Below are 25129 nucleotides of genomic sequence, written 5' to 3' on the forward strand. Positions count from 1 at the left end.
CGTAATAATTCAACTCCGGCGTCCAGCTTACCCCGCCGTCATAGTTGTATACTTCGCCTGTCTTCCAGTCGTACTGGTTTCCGTAGTCGCCGCCGGGTATCCTTAAAAAAGACACACCAAGCTTTTTAATTTTTGCGACCGTGACATTGTCCCTGTACGCGCCTACCGGATGCCATGCAGCCAGGTTGTTGCCGTACATTTTGTGTTTGTCAATAGGAAGCTTTCTTATTGATTTGGAAGCGTCTATTGTAACAGCTGATGCTTTTGTCTTTGGAGCGGCGTCCGGTATTAATTCTATCGCGCCAAGATTGTTATCTTTTCCCGCTGCCACAACCGCGGATGAAACTGTCTTATCTTTATATCCGTCCCTTACAACCACAACCTTATAGTCATCGGCCGGAATTGTGGCGGAAAAATTTCCCGATCCGTCTGTCTTTAAAAGCTGATCGCCTATTACTACAAGCGCCTTTTCAAGGCCTTTTCCTGAAGTCTTATCTTTAACAGTTCCCTTTACCTGCGCTGATTCACCTAAAAGTTTGCCCCTTATTGAATCCACATATATAGGGCCCGACCACGCTTCTGTGCTGTTTACAACAATATATACTTTCCAGACTTCGCCTTTTACTTTGGTATTGTCTATCGGAAAAACCACTTCGTTCATTCCCGGCTTTATCTGTTTCTTTAACTGATACCATGCATTTGCCTTACCTGAAATTACAAAGTACATTTCCTGGTACGTCATTCCTTTTACGGACGCTTCCGGTACGTATACATCCATTGTAAGTTCTTTTAACTTGTGAAAATCTGCCGAAAACGGCCCTTCGAATAATGCAATATCCTGGTTCCAGCCTTTAACGCCTTTAAGGTCTATCTTTAAAGCTGATGTCCCTCCGGTTACAAATTCCGCGCCTTTTGCCACAGAGCATGCCGCCGCATTCTTGTTTACACCGTGCCAGCCTTCTGTAGTACCCGAGTCAAAACCCCATAAAGGTTTCTGACCGGAGGTACCCTCGGCAAAAACTGATGCCGAGAAAAGAAGAAAAAGCGCCGTTACTGCCAAAATCACTGCATTTTTCGTCCTCATTTTAATTCCTCCTCCATTTTTTACTGCATATATTTGACTCATTTTTTATAATATTGTTTACCTAAAAAAGCACCACATCATCTATCCATATTTCAATTGCCGCGCCGTTTCCGTTTTTGTGCTGCCACTTAAAAAGGTGTACATTTTTAAGCACGGCCTCAATATCAGCGCCATATTTACGCCCCGCCCATTCCGGCTGCTTAAGGTCATCCCTGAAAACTATATTAACTTCGTTCCAGTCATCACCTATAAATGACGTAATGTCTTTCTGGTAATCTGCGTAATTAGTAAGGGATTCGCAGGTCATTCTTTCTTTTATACAGTTATTGGATTCATGCGGAAGAATAAAATAAACACTGCCTCCCGCTGTATTACCTTTTATCTTAAACCTTATGCCGTTATATTTTGATATATCAGACCCCTGGCACTGCGGGCACTGTGATTTATTGTCAAACCTGACTACAACACCTATATAATTATAATTGTAGCCCAAATTATTACCTGTAGTTCCTGTTATACGCACAGCCCATCCGGTATTTCCATATCCGGGCCTGCTCATTATAAATCCTTCTCCGGGTGTGTTAAATTCAGGCGGCCAGACGTAAGAATTTCCGCCCTGATGAATATCGCTGTAAGTTGACCAGACTCCCCCGCTTTTATTAAATTTATCGCCGTCATCCATGTTATCCACAACAAATATTGTAACAGCTGTAAAGGCAAAAACAGCGGCAATTGATAAAGCCGCGGCATAGCGGTGTATAAAATCAGGTTTTTTAACGCTATTTTTGGAAACCGCGCAATTTATAAGGGCATTTTTCAGGTAATATTTACCTGTTTCATTATTAATCTCTGATAATCTGGCTTTGTTAAGCTTTTCTATCAGGTCTTTTTCTTCCATTTTTATCATCTCCTTACTTATTCTTACACTCTTATAATGCAGGCCGGTTCAAAGCGTTGCGTTTATTTTTCACTTTTTTCAAGTTTTTTTCTTAACATCATAAGCCCTCTTGAAAGCAGGGATTTAACAGTCCCCCCGTTCTTGCCCAGCGCTTCGGCTATCTGCGGCACTGTCATTTCCTGAAAAAATCTTAATACAATTACATCCTGATATTTGGAATCCATTGCATAGAGGGCTGTCTTTATATCCTGATAATCTTTATTTTTGTCAATTTCTTCCTGCGCCTTAGTAAGTTCATGGTCAATTGCCTCTGCTGATTCTTTATCCAATACCCCTTCTTCACCTATTGCGTCGTCATATAAAACAGGATCATATTTTCTTTTTCTGAAAAACATATTTACTTCATTACCTGCTATACGGTACAGCCACGCGGAAAAAGGAACGCCTGTAAACCTGTATGTGTGTAATTTATTAAGGGCTTTGAAGAAAGTTTCCGATGTGATATCAGCCGCAGTTTCCGCGCTGCCGGTTTTATGAAGCACGTATCTAAGGATAGGTTTGTAGTATTTTTCAAACAATTCCCCAAAAGCTGCCGGATTTGTTTTTGCCCTCTCTATTATTTCCTGTTCATTAAACTCAGGCATATATTCCAAATTCCCCGTAAATTTTATTTTATAAAGCCGCAAAAAAATTACTATATTTTTATAACTTATTAACCCTGCCGGCCTACGCTTTGGTAACTCTGTTTCTTCCGTTATGTTTTGAAGTGTAAAGCGCCTTATCGGCGCGTTCTATTAAGCCTCTTCTTGAAATCGCGTCACCCGGATATGTTGCAACACCCATGCTTAAAGTAACGCCGATTACAGTACCATTAAAGTTAAGTTTTGTTTTCTCTATCTCTTTTCTTATTTTAACCGCCTTGATATGCGCCGCTTCTTTATCTGTATCCGGCATTATAATTACAAATTCCTCACCGCCATACCTTGCAACTGTCTCCGCAGGGCTTGTGCTGTTTTTTAAAATTACCGCGATATTCTTCAGTATAAAATCCCCTGCAAGATGCCCGTATGTGTCATTAACTTTCTTGAAGAAATCTATATCACACATCACAAGGGAAAGCTGGTTATCATACCTTCCCGCCCTTTTAACTTCATCTTCCAGTTTTTCCTGAAAATACCTGTGGACATAAAGCCCGGTTAAACTGTCAGTTACGGATATCTGCTGTATTTCCTCGTACAGATTTACCTTTTCAAGCGAAATAGCTATCTGGTTGGCAAGTATTTTCATGCTTTCCACCTGTTTGTCATTGAAAAGATTTTCCGCGGAACCCGATATTATCATCAGGCCAAGCAGCTTTTTTTCAACCACAAAAGGCACTTTTAAAACACTTTTATGAAAATGCACATCATCAAGTCCGGACGCGGCATAGGATATTTCAAGCCCGGTCTTCTCATTGATAACAGATTTAATAATCTGCTTCTCTTTTTCCTTTATATATTCTTCATCATAACCCATTGAAGAAGCAATATAAAAAGAATCCGCCTTTTTAAACACAAGAAGCACGTTTACCTTCTCCGGCTCTATCTCAAAATTATATTTAAGAACTTTTTTCAGTATCTCTTTTATTATCTGTGCCATATCATCATATTTCATGGCAAAACTGAGCCCTTTGGCGGCCGTATAAAGAGATGTAATGCCTTTTATCTCCGACTCTATATTGTTATCTTCTTTTTCGGCAAGATTCACAGATTCGCTTTTCACCAGTTCTAAATCCTGCTTCTTTTTCATTATTTCTACTTCCCTTAATTTCAGTTTAAGTTCATTACGGGCAAAAGGCACTGACAGCATATAAAGCAGAATGAACCACAGGCCGCCTAAAAGGGCTGCCGAAACAGATATGGTTTTTAACTTAAAAGACAGAATAAATATCAGAACAACAGCAGACAGAAGAAATAAATTCATCTGTATTCCCGTGTTTTCCCTTGCCGCCAGAAGGATTATTAAACCAAGAAAGAAAACCGCATACTGCGCTGTTGAAAGCCCAAAAAAATGACCAAGAAGGTATATTAAAGCAGCTCCCGCGATAAGCGCCGGATATAAAATAATCCATTTACTTTTCATCGTAAATATCCTCCCAGAACGTTATGCGGTTTCTTCCATTTTCTTTGGAATAATAAAGCGCTTTATCGGCGTTATTAACCATCTCGCCAAGTTTACACCTGTTATTAAATTCCATTCCTCCGCCGCTTAACGTAAGCCTGGTTTTTTCTGTTTCATTTACATTAATTATAAGCTTTTCAAAATTTCCGCGGATCCTTTCAGCCACAAACCTTGCCCCGTTAAGGTTTGTGTTTGGAAGTACTATGGCAAATTCCTCGCCGCCGTAACGCCCTATTATATCCACATCCCTTAAATTTTCCTTTAAGAACTCTCCAAGCAGCCTTAACACTTTATCCCCAAATGTATGCCCGTGAGTGTCATTGCACTCTTTAAAATGATCTATATCTATCATAAGATAAGAGAATGTTTCATTAAGTTCTTTTGCCCTTTTAAATTCTTCATCCAGTTTTTCCATAAAATGGCGCCTGATAAACAGCCCTGTAAGGCCGTCCTTAGTGGCAAGTTCGCGTGTTTTTGTATAAAGCATCGCGTTCTGAACGGCGTTAGTACACAAATCTCCAAGGTAGTTTAAAAGTCTGGCGTCTTCAGCGTCAAACATTTTTGGAACATTGGAATAAAATTTAAGCAGCCCTATTATCTTTGTATTTACAATCAGCGGGATGGCTATCATGGACTTAAATTTAATCCAGTCCCTTCTTACAAGCTTAAATCTGAAATCTTCATCAATATTTTTTATTATTAAAGTATATTTGTTTTTTATGACCCAGTCGTCAAACGGGTCTTTTCTGTATACCTTTATAGTGCCTCGGATAAAGGTTTCTTTCTCATGATTTTCCAAAGCCGGATAAAAAATGTCATTATCCTCATCACGGATAAGCAGCATAAATTCCGCCTGTTTATCCCCAAGAATACTGTTCATGCCGTCATTAATTATTTTAACTATCACTTTTCTGTCAAGCGCGGATGTCAGTTTCTGCGCTATTTCATTAAGTTTTAAGTAATTTCTTATTCTGCCTTTATTGGCTTCAATAACACCGTGAATTTTATTAATTTTTTCAGTGAATTCAATGTGTTCTTTTTCTATTTCACCTTCCCATAGTTCGTACTGCCCTTCTTTCATCTCTATATCTTCTATCCATTTTAATAACACAAAAGAAAAAATTATGGACAGCAGAACAAATGCGGCGTATGGGACCGGAGATTCCCCCTGCATCGTCCTTAAAAAAAATATAAGGTTTACAAAAATATACAGAAGCCCATAGATAAGCCCCGCGCTCTTTCCCATTGAGAAAAACGAGTAAATCATGGCAAATAATCCCAGCGACATAATTATGGGATTGTCAAAAACCAGGGAAAAAACTATTATCGCAATGCTGATAAGCGCCAGCACAGCTGAATTTACAGCAACAAAAGCGATGTTCTTGTTATTGCGGAAATAAAACCTGTTTAAGACTGCCAGCCTATCCATTAAACACCGCGCTTTTACGCAGGTATCTTATAAACGCGTCCACTATTACCGGGTCAAACTGCGTCCCGGAATTTTTTCTTAATTCAGAAATGGCAAGTTCCGCCGGAAGCATGTCCCTGTAAGCCCTGGCAGAGACCATAGTATCAAAAGCATCCGCTACGTGAATTATCCTTGCGCCCACCGGAATTTCTTCCGCTTTTAACTTGTCCGGATAACCTTTTCCGTCATATCTTTCATGATGGTGAAGTATTATAGGAACAATTGCAGCCAGTGAATCAATTTCCTTTATAATTTTCGCGCCTATTACGGGATGATCCCTTACAATTAAAAATTCTTCTTCGGTCAGTTTGGAAGGTTTCTTTATTATTTCATCCGGCATTCCTATTTTTCCGATATCGTGCAGAAGCCCTGCGTATTTTATTATTTCTATTTCCCTCTCCTGCAGCATCATTTCTTCCGCTATGTGTGTGCCGTACTCTGATACTTTCTGTGAATGCCCGGAAGTGTAATGATCTTTTGCGTCTACCGTAGTAGACAGCGCTTTTATTATATTAACTTCGTCCTTTTTCATGCTTTCATAAAGTTTTACATTTTCTATCGCAAGGGCTGCCTGTTTTGACAGTATTGTCAGCAGCGATAAATCCCTGCTGGTTATGTCGCCTTCAGGCGTGTCAGTTATCAGGTCAAGAAGCCCCACAGGTTTATCGTGCGCGATTAAAGGTACAAGCACAAATGTCAGTTTCTCGCTGTCGTCAATATCCTCTTCTATGTCAGGCAGGGCGATAGTCCTGCCTTTTTTCAGAGCCCATTCAATGACCTTCTTTTTATTCTGCAGGTTAATTTTATTCTCTATTTTTCTGCTTATGTTGCGTTTTAAAGCCACATCAAGTTCCCCTGTTGAATCGTCCGTTAAAAAAAGCAGGGCTCCGTGGCATGGTATGACCTCTGACGCAAGGTCTAAAAGCGAATTTAAAACACGCTCTAAAGTCCTGGCTTCGGCAATTATATCAACAAGCCTGTAAAGGGTTGTCAGTTCTTCAAAGGACTGCCTTAACCCTTCGTTAATGACTTCCAGGTTTTTTATGTATTCTTTAAGCTGTTTTACTTCTTCATCGGAATCCATTTTTTCCCCTTATAATCAGAATGAAGTCATGTTAAAGAATGCCTGAGCTTCATTAAGTTCCGAATCCAGTTTTGCCATAAGTTCATCTTCCGCTTTTTCATCAAGGTTTAAAAGCGCCCTTGCGTCGCCGCTTAACGGCATTATTACAGTATCCCCGGAATTACCAAGCCCTTTTTTATTGCACAGGGTGTTTGCCACATTTACAATTGTTGCCATTACGTTTTCTTCCTGTTCATCTTCCGGATGATGGTGAAAATTAATACCGGCCTGAAGTTCATGCGGCAGATTCCATTTTTCCGCCATTATCCTTCCCACTTCCTGGTGGTCGATGCCTATTATCTGTTTTTCTGACTGATATAAAGGAATTTTTCTCTCTGCCGAATCTTTTAATGCCGCAACAAATTCATCGTGCATGTACTGTTCAAAAAAAGTCTTGCCTATATCATGAAGAAGCCCCGCCGTAAAAGCGCTTTCATGTGATTTGTATTTAATTTTTTTAGCAAGCAGGCTGCAGCACAAAGCCACGCCCACGCTGTGCTTCCAGAATTCCTGATGGGAGAAAAAAGCATTCCTGTCATCGCCGGTGAAAATTTTATGCACAGATACCGTTAACGCCAGGTTTCTTATGGTATCAAACCCAAGGATTGACACAGCCTGCGTGATATTTTTTATTCTGAAAGGAAAACCGTAAAAAGCCGAATTGGCAAGCCTTAAAACCTTTGCGGTTAAAGCCTGATCCACCATTATTATGTTGCTTAAATCAGAGGCCGATGTAAGCGGATTGGAAACAACCTGAATTACCCTTGCCACAACGACAGAGAGCGTAGGAAGGGCTTTTATGCGTTCAAGAATCCTTTGTATTTTCTCTTCCTGCTGGTGAAGTTTATCATCCATTAAAGCCCTCGCTGATTTTATTTACCGCCTTTAACACCTTTAGGCAAAGGTCTTTTTTTGTTTTATTATTATAAATTATATACCTGCTATATGCAATCTTTTTCGGCTCCGGGAATGAAACCTGATATGATTTTATGGTTCTATATTTTTTCTTTTTAAACGGCGCAACCCTTTTATTCCAGACATTTATATCGGTCTTTATGTATATAATCTCATCCGCTTTTCTGTAAAACCCGCTTTCAAACAGCACAGCCATATCCAGGATTACAACTTTTTCATCAAGGCAGTTTATATGTTTTAAAAGCGCTTTATTCATGGCGGGATATACAAGTTTAATAAAATCCCTGTAAGCCCGGCGGGAACCAAAAACAATTTCCCCAAGTTTTTTTCTGTCTATCTGCAGGCCTTCTGCAAGTATTCCCTTTTTATACCTTTTCACAAGCGCAGTATATAAAGCGCACCCCGGCGCGTATATGGAATGCACAAATTCATCCACATCTATTACCATAAAGCCTTTTTTACGCAGAAAATTAGCGGCAACAGTCTTGCCCGAACCCGTAAAACCCGTTAATGCTATTATCTTTTTTACCGCACTCTTTTTCATTTTATTCACCGCTTGGTTTTATTATTCCGCTTATATTTAATTGTTTATGTCTTCGCTTATGCTTAACTGCTTTTCGCTTAATTGCCTATGTCTTCGCTTATGCTTAACTGCTTTTTGCTTAATTGCCTATGTCTTCGCTTATGCTTAACTGCTTTTTGCTTAATTGCTTATACTATCCGCATTCAAACCAGTTTTCCCCCGTACCCACCGTTACGGTCACAGGTACTGTTAAATCCGCCGCGCCTTCCATAAGTTTAACCGCCATGGCGCGCGCTGCAGATGTTTCTTTTTCCGGAACGGAAAAAACAAGTTCATCATGTACCTGCAGTATCATTTTTGTCTTCATCTTTTTATTTTCAAGTTCACTTTGAATATCTATCATTGCTTTTTTTATGATATCCGCGGCCGTTCCCTGAATAGGCGCGTTTATTGCCGCCCGCTCCGAAAGTTCCCTTACAGTCCTGTTGGCGCTGTTAATATCCTTAAAATACCTGCGCCTTCCCATTAACGTTTCCACATAGCCGTTCTCGCGCGCGGACGCAATTGTGTCCTGCTGATATTTTTTCACACCCGGGAAGTTGGCAAAAAATTTGTCTATGTATTCAGACGCTTCATAATTGCTTATCTTAAGCTGCTTGGCAAGCCCGTACGGGCTCATACCGTAAATGATTCCAAAATTAATCGTCTTGGCAAACCGCCTTTGTTCATGGGTAAGTTTTTCTTTGGAAACTTCAAAAACTTCGCAGCCTGTTATTGTGTGAATGTCCTCGCCTTTTTTAAACGCGTCTATCAGTTTTTTGTCATTTGATACATGCGCCATTATGCGCAGTTCTATCTGCGAATAGTCCGCTTTAAGCACTGTTTCGCCCGCGCCAAGCGGGATGAATATTTTTCTGATAGCTTTTGCCTCTTCGCTTCTTACCGGAATATTCTGTATATTCGGATTACTTGATGACAGCCTGCCGGTTGCCGCGACAGTCTGATTATAAGACGGGAATATTTTGTCATCGCGGTTCATAAAAGACAGTATGACATCAAGAAAGCCGCCTTTTAACTTGGTCAAAGACCTGTACTTTAAAATTTCAGCCACTGCCGGATGCGCGTCTTCAAGGTTTGACAGCACTTCAACATCCGTGGAATAGCCTGTCTTTGTTTTCTTCTGTGTTTTTAACTTAAGTTTTTCAAACAATATCACAGAAAGCTGTTTGGGCGAATTTATATTAAACTCCTCACCGGTAAGTTTATAAATTGTTTTTTCTGAAGCGGCTATCTCTTTTTCTGTATCCTTGATAAGCTGCTGCAGAAACTTTCTGTCTATTTTAAGCCCCTCTTTTTCCATAACCGCCAGCACGCGCGACAGCGGAAGTTCTATCCCCGAATACATGGAACTTAAGGAAGCTTTTTTCATTTTTTTGCCAAGTTCAAAAGCAAGGTCTTCAGCGTGGGCGCACAGCGAAAAAACATATTTGTCTATATTCTCTTTTTCTGCCAGTTCTATCATTATCTTTTTTGCGCCCCTGCCTGCAAGTTCATCAAAAGAAAGAAAAGTACCGCCAAGATACTCCGAAAATACACCTGCGGCATCCTTAAAGTTTCTTTCCGGGTCCACAAGATAAGACGCCAGCATTACGTCAAAGATATTTTCTTTATCATCAAGCGCCGAATCCCTGAATATGCCCTTGGCGGAATTGGTTATTATTTTTTTTCCTTTTAAGTATTCAGGCAATCCGGTATATGAAGAACCGAACATATGCCAGTATTTTTTGCCGTCTGACACCGCGGCTATTTCCACGTTTTCTTCCCCGCCAAAAAAAACAGAAACAGTATCAGCGGCAGTAAGTTCTTTTTTTATCTCATCAAAAGAAGTTATATTTACGGATTTCTTCTGCGCCTTTACCTCTTGTTTTACCTGCCCGCCCGATACAAGCGATTTAAAATTATATTTTATAAACTCTTTGTCAAGGGCTGCCGTATCCATTGAACACACCGTACATTCTTCGCTTTTAAAATTAATTTTTTCAAGGGGTGTTTTGTCGGTATTAAGCGTTATTAACTGCCTGCTTATTTTCATTTCTTCAATGCCGGCAAGGATAAGCTTTTTAGCGCGCTCCGGCTTGATTTTTTTCGCGTTTTTTATGATGCCGTCAATGGAATCATATTCTTTTACCAGCGCGTACGCCGTCTTTTCGCCTATGCCTTTTACGCCCGGAATATTATCCGCGGAATCGCCCATAAGCGATAATACATCTATTATCTGGTGCGGCTCTATTCCCATTTTAAGTTTTACAGATTCGGGAGTCAGAATAGTTTCGCCGTCCCTGCCAATCCTTAAGATACTTATATTCTTATTTACAATCTGTATAAGGTCTTTATCCCCGGTTAAAACCGTCACTTTCATTTTTTTCTTTTCAGCGTCATGCGCGGCTGACGCAATTAAATCATCCGCTTCATAACCCTGCTCTTCCAGAAGCGGAATCTTTCCCGCTGCCGCTATTTGCTTTATCAGTTTCATCTGTATTTTTAAGGAATCCGGCATCTTCTGGCGCTTTTCTTTATATCCCGGAAACATTTCATTTCTGTAAGTCCTGCCCGGGTAATCAAACGCTATGCAGAAGCAGTCCGGTTTTTTATCTTTTATTATCCTAAGCAGCATATTGTAGAATCCATAAACCGCGTGGACTTCCATGCCGTCCGCCGTGGTCAAAGGCGGCATTCCAAAAAACGCCCTGTAAGCAAAAGAGTTGCCGTCAGCTATATAAAAAGTTCCCATTATTCATCCCCTTCGTCATCGCTGCCATAGCGTTTTGAAACGTTTCTTTTGTCATATGTTATTTTCACCAGATAAAGCCCCTGCGGCGGCGCCGTATTTCTTACAAGCGCCCTGTCCTGTGTCTCAAGCATTTTTTTAATGTCCTCCGCCGATATCTGCCCCTGCCCGTAAAGGACAATTATGGCGGTAAGGCGGCGGACCATATTATAAAGAAAACTTTTACCTTTAAAATCCAAAATAATCCACTTCCCGTTTTTCTTGACTTTTATCGAGTCTATCGTGCGGGTGTATTCTTTTGTGTCATTGCCGTTTTTGGAAAAGGAAAAAAAGTTATGCCTGCCGGTTAAAATAGATGCTGCCTGCCGTAATTTTTCAACATCAAGTTTTTCAGGTATGTGCCAGCTGCGGCCGTTATACACCGCGTAATACTGCACAGAATTACAGATGACATATCTGTACAATTTTTGTTTTACGTTATATCGGGGGTTTAAGCCTGCCGGCGCGTCTTCAACAGACATTACCCGGATGTCGTCCGGAAGAAGTCCGTTTAATATTGGTTTGAAGTTTTTTGCGGGAATTGAAGTATCCGCGGAAAAAGACACCACCTGCCCGTAAGCGTGAACGCCGGCGTCTGTCCTTCCCGCTCCGAACGTTTTGATATCCGCGCCGAAAAACTTAAACAGCGCGTGTTCCAGTATCCCCTGAACGGTCAGAAACTTATCCTGCCTCTGCCATCCATAATATTTGGCCCCGTCATATGACAGGACCATTTTATACGTCTTTCTGCTCATCTTTTTTTGCCTGTTTCACGTTATTTCTGCCTGAATGCTTTGCTTTATACAAAGCGGCATCGGCCCTTTCGACAAGCGCCTGTTTTAAAATAGCGTGCGTGGGATATTCTGCCACGCCAAGGCTTATGGTGACATTTATAAGTTTATCGTCTCCGTAAAACGCGTGTTCTTCTATCGCTTTTCTTATTTTTTCCGCGGTTTCCATGGCGGATTCAATTTCGGTTTCCGGCATTATTACCGTGAACTCTTCGCCTCCGTAACGGCACAGCGAATCCACGGGTGAAATCTGCCCGCGCACGACTTCTATTGTTTCCTGAAGCACCACATCGCCGATACCGTGCCCGTAAGTATCGTTAATATTTTTAAAATGGTCTATGTCAAGCATGATAAGCGACATCTTATTTCTGAACCGTTTGGCAAGGTTAAGTTCTTCTTCCATCTTGGTTTCAAAATACCTGCGGTTATAAGCGCCGGTAAGCCCGTCAATTATCGCGCGCCTTTCGCTTTCTTCTTTTTGTTCCCTTAGAACGCTGGTGGCGTCTTTCACGTGTTCAATAACTTCCTTTTCAAGCTTCTTTCCCGTCTGCCTTCTTAACTGGCTTACAATTTCAACAGACTTATTTTTAATCTCTGTCTTTACAAGGTTAATTATTTCCGGCAGCTGTTTTTTCATCTCTTTGTCTATCTCTTTTTTAATCTGGTTGCGTACCTGCCCCCTGATACTGCGCCGCATCATTTTCAGGGAAGCAAGTTCTTTGTTTATGGTCTTTTTAATATTGCCTATAACCACAACAGTTATTTCTTTTTCAATCTCGCTGTTCATTTCGCCAAGAAACTGTTCTTCCTTTTTTAACATTTCTTCGTAAATTTCCTGGAATTCCACGCCTATTTTTCTGGCGTCTTTAAGCTGTTCCTTTAAATTCTTAACTTCGCCTATGACCATTTCAAGGTCTTTTTTTATCTCTTTTAATTCTTTATCTTCAGCCATTTACATCCTCTCCCTTTTTGTTATCCCAATTATATCAAAACACGTTTCAAGAGTTTTCTTAAGCGCCTTTATCAGCACAGCCCTTTTGGGCGACACTTCGCCGGTTTCCGATATTACCCTGTGCTTATTGTAAAAAGAGTGGAACTTGGAAACCAGTTCAAACATTGCCGCCACAAGCGTGGACGGCGCGTACCTGGCCGCCGCTTCTTTTATCACGTCCGGCATATTCAGCATATACAACAGTATGTCCTCTTCTTCAGGTTCCAGAGCGGAAAAATCCGCTTCTTTGGATTCATAATCTTTGTCTGCCGCCTCTTTTATCTTAAGCAGAATCCCGCACGCCCTGGCATAAGCGTACTGCACATAAAACACAGGGTTTTTGTCAGACTGTTCCTTTGCAAGCTCTATATCAAAATCCAGGTGCGAATTATAATTACGCATAATGAAGAAATATCTTGCCGCGTCTTTACCCACTTCGTCAATCAAATCATCCAGCGCCGCAATCTTGCCCGCGCGTTTGCTCATCTTTACTTTTTCGCCGTTCTCCATAAGGTTAACCTGCTGCAGTATAAGCACATCCAGCCGTTCTTTCTCATAGCCCAGCCCCTGCACAATGGCTTCCATTCTCTTTATATATCCGTGATGGTCAGGCCCAAGTATATTTATTACACGGTCAAAGCCGCGCTTTTCCAGCTTGTTTAACATGTATGCTATATCGCTTGCAAAATAAGTAAACTGCCCGTCCTGCTTTTTTACAACCCTGTCCTTGTCGTCGCCGAACTCTGTTGTCTTAAACCAGACCGCGCCTTCTTCTTCCTTAAACAAACCGCGCTTTTCTATTTTTTCAAAAGCCTCTTCCACTTCTTTGCTTTTATGAAGTTCAGATTCGTAAAACCAGTTATCAAATGCCACGCCGAATTTTTCCAGTGTCTGTTTCTGCCACTGTATCATCTTTTCAAGGCCAATCTTTCTGAAGTAGTTGTCCTTTAAGTCAAAATTATCTTTATATTCCGCTACAAGAGAATCGCCCTTTTCCGCTTTTATCTTTTCCGCAAGTTCAATTACATACTGCCCAAGATAGCCGCCTTCGGGAATATTGGCGGGCGTACCAAAAAGCTCCATGTATCTTTCTTTAAGCGACAAACCAAACAAATCCATCTGCCTGCCGTAATCATTCACATAATCTTCTTTTACAACATGATATCCTGACATGGACAGAAGTTTTCCAAGCGAATCGCCATAAGACGCCGCCCTTCCGCTTACAACAACAAGGGGCCCGACAGGATTAGCGCTTACAAATTCAAGGTTTATCTTCTTGCCGCTTCCGGTGTTATTACAGAAAAAACTGTCATCAGAAAGAAGCATTTCTACCTGCTGTGCATAGTATGCCGGAGAGATGAAGAAATTCACATAACCCGGCTTTACCGGCTGTGGATCAACTATGTTTTTATTGGTTTTAAGCAGTTCCGCCACCGCGGCAGCCGCATCAAAAGGGCTCTTTTTAATGGCTTTTGAGAGCAAAAAGCCCGCATTTACGCCATAAGTACCGTGTGTGCCAACAGGCGCTTTATCAACCTTTATGGAGTCAACATTCAGCTCTATTTCAAAGTTTTCCCGCGCGCAATCCCTGAAAATCCCTTTTAAATAATCATTAAATGCCATTATATCTCCCTAATTAAAATTTGACCTATTATATGGTTAAAACACTTAAAAATCAATGAAATTTAGGGGTTTTAGCCGCACAAATAAAAAAGCCCGGTCCGGTACACTTTCCGGATCGGGCTTCTTAATTATTTAATAACTTATCAGTTATATTTTCTTCTGATTTCAATTTCCGCCTTAAGCCAGTCCCCAAGTTCGTCGCCTGCTTTTCCTGCGGCTGTCCTTTTTCTGAATATTTCATCCGCCATCGCATGAATCTCTTTCTGAATAGCTTCTTCTGAAGGTTTCTGGTGTGGTTTCTTTTCGTCTTTTGACATTTATTCCCTCCTTCATTTATGTTTCCCTGTTGATAATATTATATCCCATAGAAAATATTAAGCAAGGGAATAAAAAAAGGAGGCTTAGATGGTTTGATGCTTAGAGGCTTGGCAGGAACTGAGGTTTGGATGCTTAGAAGCTTGGTAAAAACGGCTAAATCTTAAACTTATCTTTTATCGCTTAAGTATTTGCTCTCCGCTTATGCTTATCTGCTTATAGCTTAAAACGCTTTCTTTTAAAGCATACTTCCGCGGACTAAAGGCCGCGTCTATAATGTCATAAACCAACTACAACTGCCGCGCCTTAAAAGGCGCGCCTACCAAGACAAAACCAAACTTCTGAGCAGCCGAGCTGCCGAGCCGCGGCTTATTCCAGCCTTGATTCCCTTATCAGTTCCTTATAATCATCAAACCAGTAAGCTTTGGGGTTTCTTTTTGCTATAACAAATTTTGAACTGTTACTTTCAAGCTTTGCCCTGTGATATTTAAAAAATATCCTGTCTTCGGTCAAGCCTACCACTTCAATCTTTCCTGTGGCGTGTGACATTACAAACTTCGCCCTTTTAGCAAGCCCTGAACAGTGCGACTTTGCCTTTTCAAAAATCCTGTATCCCTCTTCTACCGGGACTGCAAAGTCTTTATTAGCAAGGGTTGGCCTGCACTGAAAAACATAATATGGCGGAACCCCCATAAAAGAAAGTTTGCGTAAAAGCTGTGCCAATGTTTCTACATTATCATTAATTCCCCTAAGCAGCGGGGTCTGATTTGCCATTATAGCACCGGCTCTGATAAGTACATTTAACGCTTTAATTGCCTTGGGTGTAAGTTCCCTTGGATGGTTAAAATGCACCATAAAATATATCTTTCTTTCGTCTTCCGAGTATTTTCTGACCATAGCGGCAAAAGACGGGTCTTTTAAAATTCTGTCAGGATTATAAGCCGGCATTTTAGTCCCTATCCTTATAATCTGAACCGTTTTAACCTTTCTTAACTTGCCTATTATTTCGCTTAATTTTTTTGTGGGTAACATTAACGGATCGCCGCCGGTCAATAACACATTGGTTATTTCCTTATGTTTTTTTATGTACGCCGCGGCTTTATTAATATCCACGCAGCCGGCTTCACCTTTTTTGATAAATATGCGCTTTCTGAAACAAAACCTGCATATACTGCCGCAGGTGCCGCTTACTAAAAGCAGGGCTGTTGACCTGTATTTATGCTGCATGCCGGGCATTACAAGGTTTGATTTTTCTTTTGAAGGGTCATAACTTCCCCATCGGTCCATTTCAAGAAGTTCAGGAATAACTATTCTGCGTATAGGATCTTTCTTGTTTTTCCAGTCTATCAGAGATAAATAATAGTCATTAACTTTAAATTCATACTTATCCGTGACTTTTTTCAGATTTGTCTTTTCTTTTTCCGAAAGCCCGCTGATTTTACCGATATCCGTGATGTACTTCATAAAGCACCTCCTTTAAGATTGCATAACCACTATAAAAGATGTGCGGAGTAATGTAAAGGGGGAAATCGCAAGCTAGGCAGCTAGGCAGCTAGGCAGCTTGGCAGCTTGGCAGCTTGGAAGATCGGAAGGTCGGAAGGTCGGAAGGTCGGCGCGATCTCCGCTTATTCTTATCTGCTTATAGCTTAAAACGCTTTCTTTTAAAACGCACTGCCGCGGGCTGAAGACCCGCGTCTACCAAGACAAATACAAACATATATCAACTACAACTACTGCGCATAATACCGAGCAATTTTATTATAGGCTCGGTATTAAAAAGGTGCGCCTGCCAAATCTTAACCAAGCATCCAAGCCTCTAAGCGTCCAAGCATCTAAATGAATGTCTTCCTATGCTCTATTATAAAAGTTTCAATGATTTCCCTGTCATTTTCTTTTAATATCATAAAATCAAGCCCTGTTATGTATCCTTTATGCTTATCTTCCCATCTTGTATTTGCAACTTCACAGCACATCAGCGTTTTTGTGCCTTTATGATTTTCCATCATTATTTCCACTTCTATCACATCGCCCGGTTCGGGTTTTTCAGGCAGAATAATGCTTATCCCTTTTAAAGATATATCGTGAATTTCAGCGTCTTTTTTTTCTTCCGGATTCTCACTTACATAATCATGTATTAAGTTGTATAAAACCCTATTTTTCATTTCAACCCTGCTATGTGACCTTCTTTCATCAATCCTATTTACAGTCATCGCAATCACCTCAACTGATAGTATGCATATAGCATGCCTGAATTTCTTCAGTTGAAACGATTGAATGCGCCTTACGAAAACGCTGTACGTGCCGTGCGGCACACCCTGTATTCAAAGTGTCCCATACGGTACAGACAGCGAAAATTATTTTTTGGAGGTTTTTTTCTTTTTTATAGGTTTAGCAGCATCATCAGATACCCTGTGCGTTACATTTACATGCTTTTTCAAATACTGCCCGGTGTATGATTTGGCGCACTGCATTACTTCTTCCGGCGTCCCTTCAACTACAATATTACCGCCTTTATCCCCGCCTTCCGGGCCAAGGTCAATCACATAGTCTGCATTTTTAATTACATCAAGGTTATGTTCAATAACAATTACCGTATTGCCCCGCTCCACAAGTTCATTTAAAACATGAAGCAGTTTTTCAATATCCGCAAAGTGTAATCCTGTCGTAGGTTCATCAAGAATATACAATGTCTGCCCGGTTGACCTTTTACACAATTCTGTGGCAAGTTTTATCCTCTGCGCTTCACCGCCTGATAATGTGGTTGCCGACTGCCCAAGTTTAATATACCCAAGCCCCACTTCGTCCATTGTCTTTAATACCCTGTAGGCATTGGGAATATTCTGAAAAAAGCCCATAGCGTCTTCCACCCTCATATCAAGGACTTCGTGTATGTTTTTATTTTTATACAGTATCTCCAGCGTTTCCCTGTTGTATCTTTTTCCGCCGCACTCTTCGCACGGCACATACACGTCAGGCAGAAAGTGCATTTCTATTTTTATTATTCCATCGCCCGCGCACGCTTCACAGCGGCCGCCTTTTACGTTAAAGCTGAACCTGCCGGATTCATACCCGCGCATCTTTGATTCTTTTGTTTCCGAAAAAAGATCCCTTATTTCGCCAAACACACCGGTATATGTGGCCGCATTAGACCTTGGCGTCCTGCCTATGGGGCTTTGGTCTATCTCTATGACCTTGTCAATATGATGCCAGTTATTAAGTTCTTTATACCCATCCGGTTTGTAATTGGTATGGTAAACCTTGTGCAGAAGCGCCGGATAAAAGGTTTCCCCTATAAGCGATGACTTACCCGAGCCGGAAACCCCGGTTACGGCAACAAAAGAACCAAGCGGGAATTTTACCGAAACATTTTTTAAATTATTGGTGGTAACACCTGAAATTTCAACAAACTTTTCGCTTGTCCTTCTTTTTTTATTAATCTGTATTTTATCCCTGTTCATCAGATATCCGGCCGTAAGCGAGTTCCTGCATTTCATTATTTCTTTCAGCGTTCCCTGGCATACCACTTCGCCGCCGTGAACACCGGGCCCCGGACCCATGTCAACTATGTAATCACAGTGAAGCATTGTCTCTTCATCATGTTCCACCACAATGACCGTATTACCAAGGTCGCGCAGGTTCTTAAGAGCCTGTATCAGTTTCATATTATCACGCTGATGAAGGCCTATGCTGGGCTCGTCCAGAATATAAAGCACGCCCATAAGGCCCACCCCTATCTGGTTTGCAAGGTGAATCCTCTGGAATTCTCCTCCGGACAGCGTACCTGCTTTGCGTTCAAGGGTAAGGTATGAAAGTCCCACGTTTAAAAGAAATTCCAGCCTTCCTTTTATTTCTTTAAGGATAAGTTTGGCAATTGCGGCATCCCTTTCATTAAGCTTAAGCGTGGTAAAAAACTCATACGCTTTTTCTATGGAAAATTCCGTGGCTTTAATAATTGATTTGCCGTTGATTAAAACCGACAGGCTTTCCGGTTTTAACCTTTTCCCGCCGCAGACATGGCAAAGTTTTTCGCTCATATATCTGCCTAAAATATCTTCCCTTATTTTTTCCGTGGAAGTTTCGCGGTACCTTCTTTCCAGAAAAGGCACAAGCCCTTCAAAACCGCCTGTATACTTATATTCCCCGTCATGCGATTTATATTTGTAATCAAATTTAATATCTTCTTCAAGCCCATATAGAATGGCCTTTCTGGCTTTTTCGGGCAGTTTTTCAAAGGGCACATCAAAACTGAATTTTAAATGTTTGCCCAGCGACGCCAGCATCTGCCAGTAATAGCCATCCTGATTGCGCCACGGCTTTAAAGCGCCCTCTTTAAGCGACAGTTTAGGCTCCAGAATTAATTTTTCATCCACCTGAATCTTTGTCCCAAGCCCCGTGCATTCAGTACAGGCGCCGAAAGGGTTATTAAAGGAGAACATCCTTGGCTGAAGTTTCGCCATTGAAAAACCGCACTTTGGGCAGGACAGTTTTTCGGAAAAAAGCGTGTCTTTCTTTGTGTTAAAATCCGTGATAATAACCGCGCCTTCAGCAAGCTTTATGGCAAGTTCCACAGACTGAGTAAGCCTGCCTTTGATATCAGGTTTAACTTCAAGCCTGTCCACTACAATTTCTATACTGTGTTTTTTATTTTTTTCAAGTTTTATATCCGTATCAAGTTCTTTAAGTTCGCCGTTGACCCTTACCCTTAAAAAACCCTCTTTTTTTATCTTATCAAACAGCTGATGGTATTCGCCCTTTCTTCCGCTGACAACCGGCGCAAGCACCATTATTTTGGCATCATTCATGTCCGTCAATATTTTATCCACTATCATCTGAACTGTCTGTGACTTTATCGGGGTGCCGTCATTCGGGCAGTGCGGAACGCCTATGCGCGCGAATAATAACCTTAAATAATCATAAATTTCGGTAATTGTGCCCACGGTGGAACGCGGATTATTGCCGGCGCTTTTCTGTTCAATGGCAATAGCCGGGGAAAGCCCTTCTATAATATCCACATCGGGTTTCTGCATCTGCCCTAAAAACATCCTTGAATATGCGGACAAAGATTCCATGTAGCGCCTTTGCCCTTCCGCATAAATGGTATCAAACGCCAGTGAAGACTTGCCGGAACCTGATACCCCGGTTAAAACAATAAATTTATCCCTTGGAAGGGTTATGTCTATATTCTTTAAATTATGTTCACGCGCGCCTTTAATTACTATGTCTTTTGCCATGTTAAGCTCCTGTAAAATCATAATAGTTACGAATACTCATTATAACAGAAAAAAATGGGATTGAAAACAAAGGGACAGCAGAATCAGATGCTTGGAGGCTTGGATGCTTAGAAGCTTGGTAAAAACAGCTAAATCTTAAACTTATCTTTTTCCGCTTATGCTTATCTGCTTATAGCTTTAAACGCTTTTTTTAATATACTTCCGCGGGCTGCCGTCACCGCCATAGTGCCTGGTAATACCTCATCTGCCAAACCTAAACCAAACATCTAAACATCCAAGCTTCTAAGCCTCTAAATCCGCTTATCTGCCTATACCTTAATTTTAATATGACCACCATACGCTGGCAGTACTTATTTCAGGTTCGTTTCTTCCTCCCATTATCCACATCTTGCCGTCATATATACACCCGGCAAACGACTCTCTCCAGAGCGCGGATGAATCCGTTGATATCTGTGTCCATGTAACACCGTCCGTACTTGACCAGGCATCGCCCAGCGTTGTCGAATTATACCCGCCTATTACCCACATCCTGCTCTGATGAACAAAACTTACATGTGCTGCCCTTGGGGCAAAACCTGCAGCTGCAGTTTCCTGAATCCATGTTATACCGTCAGACGACGACCATACATCATTTAAATAAGTCTCCGTTGCGTCTAAACCGCCAATTACCCAAATTTTATTGTTATAACTTAAAACCGTATGAAGTTTTCTTTTGGAAAATTCCGGATTTGAAGCTGCTAAATTCCACAAAGCTCCGTCAGAAGAATAATAAACGCTGTTTAATAAAGAATATGCCTGATCTCTGCCTCCAATTATCCACATCTTCTGACCTGTCCCATCATCAAATAAAGCGGACGCATGGTAAGTGCGTCTTCCAAAAGCCGCGTTCCCGGTTGTCATAAGCCAATCAGTACCATTAACAGATTCAAAAACTTCGGCAGACGCATTTGCTCCATCAGAACCTGCCAGCACATATATTTTTCCGTTATACACATGAGCGGTATGCTGAATTTTAAATGGCATAGGCGTATTCTGCGGAACATATGTCCATGTTATACCGTCAGCAGATTTAAAAGTTGGTGTATTTCCCGTTCCCTCAGAATAGTTCATCCCTCCTGTTACCCACATTTTTTCTCCGGTTCCATCATCAAAAACAAAACTTGCAAACTCCCCTCTTCTCCCAAATTCCGCGGCTCCTGTTGCCTTTGTCCATACCGTTCCCGGCAGCGCGGTATTTGTTGCTGTTGCAGTATATGTATGCGTATAAGTTGCTGTGGCTGTATTGGTGTCAGTTCCTGTCTCTGTAACTGTGTGAGTATTTGTATGAGTCTCTGTCGCCGTATAAGTGGACGTTGGTGTATATTCTGTCAGTTGAAAGCTTAGTGTATAATTATAAATGAATCCATCAGGGACATTCGGGCTTGTTATCTTCAGCCCATACAATCCGGGTGTAAGTGAAATTGAAATTTTGGAATAGCCGTTGCCATTACTGTTATCATCAGCTGTAATCAGGCCGCTGCAAGGATCAGAAAAAAGTTGAAGATAGGTATCCCCGCCATCGCCGCCGGAAGTTGTTATATCCGCCAGACAGTGGGCGTTAACGGTGAAATGAACCCAGTCGTCGTCAGTATCCCACGACTGCCTTGTCTGTGTTTCCCCGTTTTCTATGGGCTTTGAAAAACCGCAGCCGTCATCATCTTCATAAATATCGGGGGTTAATTCAGGGGTGGCCGTATTTGTATACGTATGGGTGGGTTCTGCTGTATGGGTATAAGTTGATGTTAAAACAGTATAAAGAATATGATAACCGGGATTATCTTCAAAATTTTCCACTTTTACATAGTAAGTTCCCGCCTCAAGAACCGCATTTATACCGGAATAATTACCGGCAAGATTTCCTGAATCATAACGGTAATAGTCATTTGAAACAACGCCTGAAGCCATATATAAAAAAATTCTATTCGCAGCCGATATCGGCGCCCCGCCTGTAATAATTGATATATATGCCGGTTCCGGCAGCATTAAAAACGCCCAGTCAATTGAATTATCGGGATAGTCCGCCGCGTGCAATTGCATAACTTCAGGCGTCAGCTGCGGTGCTGTAGACCATTCATTATCCTGCGGCTCCCACGAGTCTATGGGGGTCGGAGTTTCAGATGATGTGAATGTGGGTTCGGCAGTATAAGTGTCCGTTGAAGTCGGAAGCACTCCGGGCTCTGTCACAAGCTGTATTGTGTAATTAAGTTCCGCGGGAATACCCATAAAATTGGGCAGGTTTATGAAATATGTTCCCGCCCCAAGCACAGCGTAGCGTATAAAAGTATTTTCTTCTGTATATGAGGATACTTCCCCGTAAATATCAGTTGAAGCGTCAGATTCATAAAGATAAGCGTTAAGCCCGGCGTAAGCGTTTCCTGTCTTGACAATTACTGAAACGCCCTTTGTTTCGTACAGCTCAAACCACATCCAGTCCGTATCACTTATCGGATAAATTGAAGCATAACGGATGGTATCAACAGGCAATTCTACGGCCGTGATACTTGTGTTTTCATCTTCGTAAGCGTCCTGCGAAGGAACCTGCGTGTATGTGAATGTAGGCTGAACTGTATAAGTATAAGTGGGGGTTTCAGTTTCTGTATATGTCTGTGTGTACGTTTCAGTAAACGTTTCCTGTGGCGTATCTGTATAAGTATTGGTAAAAGTATAAGTGCTTAAAGGGTCAACGGTATTTGTTTCAGTAAAGGTGGGTATTAGCGGAGGTGTTAACGTCAGGTTTGGTGTTGGCAATTCGCCGTCCGGAGCCGAAGGACTTGCAGGATTTGTTTTGGAAGAACAGCTTATTACCAGGCCATAAATTAAAAGGACAACAATGACTGCAGCAAGGGTTTTTTTAGCCATATGCTCCTCCATATATTTTAATCAATTATACCAAATAAACTGTCATTTTAAAAACCCGCTTACTTTTCAAGTATTTTAATTACTGCGGAAGGATTTGTAAGCCTGCCTTCTTTTATAATAGCTTCAACCCTTTGATAAGCAAAATCCCTGGTCTTTTTATCTTTTGTTTTTATATAAATTCCCGCCCAGTATTCCGCGGCAAACTGGGGTGTCTTTATCTGCTCGTAGATATTCCCAAGAATCCTTTCCACTATAGCAGGGTGGTCTTCAAAGCGCAGCGCGTCTTCCAGCAGCTTAATATATTCACTTTCTTTATTTTCCTGTTTATAAAGAATGGCGCCAAGATAAAGGCGCAGCTGCCAGATCTTGGGATTAAAATCCAGCCCTTTTCTTATTACCTTTAACGCCTCATCCACCCTGTTAAGATTAAACGCCAGAATAGACGAGCCATAAGTATACGCGAAAGAAAAATAGGGGTCCACATCAGTGATGTCATCAATATAAGTTACCAGATTTTTATGCCTGTTAACATTCTGGCTTCTATCGCCATAATACTGAAGGAAATTTATATATTCAACATCCCCGGCAAGCGACCTTACCCCGAATCCCGCGGCGCCCAGATGAAGAAATTTCCTGTAAGAATCCGGGTTTATAAAGTACCACGAAGGCTGGTTTGAAAAAACTTTAGCCGTTGCTTTTTCGTTTATAAAGGCAGACCCCGCCAAAAGACAGATTATTAAAACGGGTAAAAGATACTTCTTCATATGCTCAGTACTCCTTCTTCTCAAAAAAGTAAGCGGCTGCCATAAGCGTCGCGGTTGAATAAACAGCCGCGTAAAGTAATGTCAGTCCAAGATACTGCGCTGAAAAAAGCCCTGAAGGGCTGAAAATCTTGTCTTTAAGATTAAACAGCTCCAGATTTGGAATTAAATAATAAAAAATATTTATCACAACATTTATCACCGCGTTGTTAATGTTTTCTGACAAATATTTAAGATGTATTGTAAGGTGCCCCAGGATATATACAAAAAATAAGAATATAACCGCGCCCGGCACCGATGTGGAAATAATGCTTAACAACAGGGCTGTTGAAGTAAGAACCGCAAGGCTGATAAAAATAAGCCCTGCTGCTGTTAACAGTTTAAGGCTCCACGGATCGCCGCCCCTTATCTGTATAATTACCATAAGCGTCACAAGCATAAGCAGCACATTCATAAGTATAGTCAGTACAATCCCCGCATATTTTCCGGTTAAATATTCAAGCCTTGACACGGGCTTTACAAGTATCATTGACAGCGTCTTTAATTCCGTTTCTTCAAACATCTGTACCGTTATGGACAGCGCAAGCGTAAGAAACCCAAAAAGCCCTATCGCAAACAGCCCGAAATCAGTAACCATCTTTACTTCCACTTCCTGCGCAAGTTCGCTTATAACAAGTGCAAAACCTATGCCAAACACCGCGAACATAATAAGGACGTTTAATATCTTATTCCTGAAACTCTGCTTAAATACATATTCAGCCACCGCCGCTATGCGCCTCATTTCAGTTTACCTCCTACCGTTTTCACAAAATACTTTTCCACTTCACCGTATTTCCGCTTAATCTCCGATACAGTTTTTATTTCAGTAATTTTACCGCCGTGAAGAATTGCCACTTTATCACATATTTTTTCCACTTCACTTAGGATATGGGAATTAAAAAAAATGGTTTTACCCTGTTTTTTAAGATTAAGAATGATATCCCTTGTTTCTTTATATCCCAGCGGATCCAGCCCTGACATGGGTTCATCCAACAGCAGCAGTTCCGGGTCATTTAAAAGCGCCTGCGCCAAACCAAGCCTGCCCTGCATGCCTTTTGAAAACCCTTTAATCCTTACGTCATTTTTTTTATTAAGCCCTGTCAGTTCAAGTACTTCTTCTATTTTTTGTTTTTTATTTTTTTCATCAATACCGAATATATCAGCAAAATATGATAATACCTCGCGAGCTTTTAAGTACTTTGGAAAATAAGGCAGTTCTGAAAGGTACCCCACCCTTGCGCGTACAGACCTCTCTTCAATTGACCCGCCAAGTATTGACACTGTTCCTTTTGTGGGTTTTAAAAGCCCCAGCAGCACTTTCATAAGGGTAGTCTTTCCCGCGCCGTTTAAACCTAAAAGGCCGAAAACCTCACCCTTTACCACATTAAAGGAAATATCCTGAACCGCAGTCACACGGTCATTTTTCCAGAAATCCTGCGCCTTATAAATTTTTGTAAGGCCGCTTACTTCAATTACATTCAT

General features: G+C 41.3%; 19 protein-coding genes. All 19 read right to left on the reverse strand.

The window, feature by feature from the left end:
- The coding region (locus CVV21_05980; GenBank protein PKL91570.1) for a hypothetical protein at positions 1-1126 on the reverse strand (1126 nt) is incomplete at its 3' end.
- Between the two features lie 19 nt (positions 1127-1145).
- On the reverse strand, positions 1146-1982 hold the full coding sequence (locus CVV21_05985; GenBank protein PKL91571.1) for a hypothetical protein: 837 nt from the start codon (positions 1980-1982) through the stop codon (positions 1146-1148).
- A 62-nt stretch (positions 1983-2044) separates the two neighbouring features.
- Complete coding sequence (locus CVV21_05990) at positions 2045-2668, reverse strand: hypothetical protein (GenBank protein ID PKL91572.1); 624 nt, start codon at positions 2666-2668, stop codon at positions 2045-2047.
- A gap of 40 nt (positions 2669-2708) precedes the next feature.
- Complete coding sequence (locus CVV21_05995) at positions 2709-4103, reverse strand: hypothetical protein (protein ID PKL91573.1); 1395 nt, start codon at positions 4101-4103, stop codon at positions 2709-2711.
- A complete protein-coding gene (locus CVV21_06000; protein PKL91574.1) occupies positions 4093-5571 on the reverse strand; it encodes a hypothetical protein in 1479 nt (492 codons plus the stop codon). Before CVV21_06000 ends, CVV21_05995 begins: the two co-directional genes overlap by 11 nt.
- Positions 5564-6694, reverse strand: coding sequence for a hypothetical protein (locus tag CVV21_06005; GenBank protein PKL91575.1), 1131 nt, complete (start codon positions 6692-6694; stop codon positions 5564-5566). Before CVV21_06005 ends, CVV21_06000 begins: the two co-directional genes overlap by 8 nt.
- 15 nt (positions 6695-6709) lie before the next feature.
- Positions 6710-7588 (reverse strand): hypothetical protein, encoded by an 879-nt coding sequence (locus CVV21_06010; GenBank protein PKL91576.1) that lies wholly within the window; start codon positions 7586-7588, stop codon positions 6710-6712.
- Entirely contained in the window at positions 7581-8192 is a 612-nt protein-coding gene (coaE, locus tag CVV21_06015) for a dephospho-CoA kinase (GenBank protein PKL91577.1), read from the reverse strand. The genes CVV21_06010 and coaE overlap by 8 nt, the downstream gene beginning before the upstream one ends.
- Positions 8193-8364: 172 nt before the next feature.
- Complete coding sequence (locus tag CVV21_06020; protein PKL91578.1) at positions 8365-10962, reverse strand: DNA polymerase I; 2598 nt, start codon at positions 10960-10962, stop codon at positions 8365-8367.
- Positions 10962-11753, reverse strand: coding sequence for a tRNA pseudouridine(38-40) synthase TruA (locus CVV21_06025; GenBank protein PKL91579.1), 792 nt, complete (start codon positions 11751-11753; stop codon positions 10962-10964). The genes CVV21_06020 and CVV21_06025 overlap by 1 nt, the downstream gene beginning before the upstream one ends.
- Positions 11734-12741 carry a hypothetical protein gene (locus CVV21_06030; GenBank protein PKL91580.1) on the reverse strand — a complete coding sequence of 336 codons (1008 nt, stop codon included), beginning with the start codon at positions 12739-12741 and terminating at the stop codon, positions 11734-11736. The genes CVV21_06025 and CVV21_06030 overlap by 20 nt, the downstream gene beginning before the upstream one ends.
- The gene (locus CVV21_06035) at positions 12742-14403 is read right to left on the reverse strand and encodes an arginine--tRNA ligase (GenBank protein PKL91581.1); all 1662 of its coding nucleotides are present in this window, start codon (positions 14401-14403) and stop codon (positions 12742-12744) included.
- Positions 14404-15087: 684 nt separating this feature from the next.
- Positions 15088-16182: a KamA family radical SAM protein gene (locus CVV21_06040; GenBank protein ID PKL91582.1), complete on the reverse strand. Its 1095-nt coding sequence runs from the start codon at positions 16180-16182 to the stop codon at positions 15088-15090.
- A gap of 368 nt (positions 16183-16550) precedes the next feature.
- Positions 16551-16928, reverse strand: coding sequence for a hypothetical protein (locus tag CVV21_06045; GenBank protein PKL91583.1), 378 nt, complete (start codon positions 16926-16928; stop codon positions 16551-16553).
- Positions 16929-17072: 144 nt separating this feature from the next.
- Entirely contained in the window at positions 17073-19949 is a 2877-nt protein-coding gene (locus tag CVV21_06050) for an excinuclease ABC subunit UvrA (GenBank protein PKL91584.1), read from the reverse strand.
- Positions 19950-20270: 321 nt separating this feature from the next.
- The gene (locus CVV21_06055; protein ID PKL91585.1) at positions 20271-22847 is read right to left on the reverse strand and encodes a hypothetical protein; all 2577 of its coding nucleotides are present in this window, start codon (positions 22845-22847) and stop codon (positions 20271-20273) included.
- A 59-nt stretch (positions 22848-22906) separates the two neighbouring features.
- Positions 22907-23611: a hypothetical protein gene (locus CVV21_06060; GenBank protein PKL91586.1), complete on the reverse strand. Its 705-nt coding sequence runs from the start codon at positions 23609-23611 to the stop codon at positions 22907-22909.
- Positions 23612-23615: 4 nt separating this feature from the next.
- Positions 23616-24389 (reverse strand): hypothetical protein, encoded by a 774-nt coding sequence (locus CVV21_06065; GenBank protein PKL91587.1) that lies wholly within the window; start codon positions 24387-24389, stop codon positions 23616-23618.
- The gene (locus CVV21_06070) at positions 24386-25129 is read right to left on the reverse strand and encodes a multidrug ABC transporter ATP-binding protein (protein ID PKL91588.1); all 744 of its coding nucleotides are present in this window, start codon (positions 25127-25129) and stop codon (positions 24386-24388) included. Before CVV21_06070 ends, CVV21_06065 begins: the two co-directional genes overlap by 4 nt.

This window comes from Candidatus Goldiibacteriota bacterium HGW-Goldbacteria-1 (assembly GCA_002839855.1).
Taxonomy (GTDB): domain Bacteria; phylum Oederibacteriota; class PGYV01; order PGYV01; family PGYV01; genus PGYV01.